This is a genomic window from Empedobacter sp. UBA7252, assembly GCF_002472765.1.
GTDB classification, from domain to species: Bacteria; Bacteroidota; Bacteroidia; order Flavobacteriales; family Weeksellaceae; genus Empedobacter; species Empedobacter falsenii_B.
In genome coordinates this window covers 9,285-11,142 of sequence record NZ_DKSQ01000046.1, presented here as the reverse complement: position 1 = coordinate 11,142, position 1,858 = coordinate 9,285, and the positions used below count along the sequence as shown (strand labels likewise).

1 protein-coding gene is annotated in these 1,858 nt (G+C 38.4%); it reads left to right on the top strand.

From position 1 onward, the window contains the following. Positions 1-1,858, top strand: a 1,858-nt coding sequence (gene infB, locus B2X73_RS06670; protein WP_291096066.1) for a translation initiation factor IF-2, incomplete at both ends; no start/stop codon positions are given.

Here is a 1,858-nt window from a genome sequence, read left to right as displayed (position 1 = left end):
AGGTGGTGGAAACTTTAGAGGTGGAAACAATCGTGGACCAAGAGTTCCTCAAGTAGAACTTTCTGACGAAGATGTTAAAAAACAAATTAAAGACACTTTAGATAAACTTACTAATAAAGGAAAAGGATCTAAAGGGGCTAAACACAGAAGAGACAAACGTAAAGAGCGTCGTGAGTTTGCTGAGCAAGAGCAAGAAGCAATAGACATGGACAAAACTTTACATGTAACAGAATTTGTAACGGTTAACGAATTAGCTTCGTTAATGGATGTTTCTGTTACAGAAGTTATCTCTGCATGTATGTCATTGGGAATCATGGTTACCATGAACCAACGTCTTGAAGCGGATACAATTCAATTAGTTGCAGATGATTTCGGATTCGAAGCAGTATTTGCTAATGCTGAAGAAGAAATCTCAACTGAAGAAGAAGAAATCGATAACGAAGAAGATTTAGTAACTCGTGCGCCAATCGTAACTGTAATGGGACACGTTGACCATGGTAAAACATCTTTATTAGATTATATTCGTAAAGCAAACGTAATTGCTGGTGAGTCTGGAGGTATTACACAACACATTGGTGCGTATAACGTAACATTGCCAAGTGGTAAGCGTGTAGCGTTCTTAGATACACCAGGTCACGAGGCCTTTACAGCGATGCGTGCTCGTGGTGCTCAGGTAACGGATATTGCAATTATTGTAATTGCGGCCGATGATCAAATCATGCCACAAACACGTGAAGCAATTTCTCATGCTCAAGCAGCTGGAGTACCAATGGTATTCGCTATCAATAAAGTTGATAAACCAGCAGCTAACCCAGAAAAAGTAAAAGAGCAATTAGCTCAAATGAACTTATTAGTTGAAGACTGGAGTGGTACTTACCAATCTCAAGAAATCTCGGCTAAATCTGGTTTAGGAGTAGAAGATTTATTAGAAAAAGTATTATTAGAAGCTGAGGTATTAGACCTTAAAGCGAATCCAAAACGTAAAGCATCTGGTACAGTTGTAGAAGCTGCATTAGACAAAGGACGTGGATATGTTTCGACAATTATCGTACAAACAGGTACATTACACATCGGAGATTATGTATTAGCAGGATCTCACCATGGTAAAGTTCGTGCAATGTTAGATGAGCGTGGTAACAATATCAAAGTAGCTGGACCATCAACACCAGTTACAATATTAGGATTAGCGGGTGCGCCAACAGCAGGTGATAAGTTCAAAGTTTACGAAGATGAACGCGAAGCGAAACAAATTGCAACTCGTAGAGATCAATTACAACGTGAGCAAACTATTCGTACACAAAAACATATTACACTTGATGAGATTGGACGTCGTATTGCTTTAGGAGACTTCAAAGAGTTGAATATTATCTTGAAAGGGGACGTGGATGGTTCTGTAGAAGCATTGACAGACTCTTTACAAAAACTTTCGACAGAAGAAATTATTGTTAACATCTTACACAAAGGAGTTGGACAAATTACAGAATCTGACGTATTATTAGCTTCTGCTTCAGATGCGATTATTATCGGATTTAATGTTCGTCCTGGTGGATCTGCTCGTGATATTGCAGAAAAAGAAGAAGTTGAAATTAGAACTTACTCAATTATCTATGCTGCGATCGAAGAGATCAAAGAAGCGATGGAAGGAATGTTATCTCCAGAGTTGAAAGAGCAAGTAACAGGTAATATTGAGGTTCGTGAAACATTTAAAGTAACGAAAGTTGGTACTATTGCTGGATGTATGGTCTTAGACGGTAAAGTTTACAGAAACTCTAGTATTCGTATCATTCGTGACGGAGTTGTGATCCACGATGGTGAATTAGCTTCATTGAAACGTTTCAAAGATGATGTGAAAGAAGTT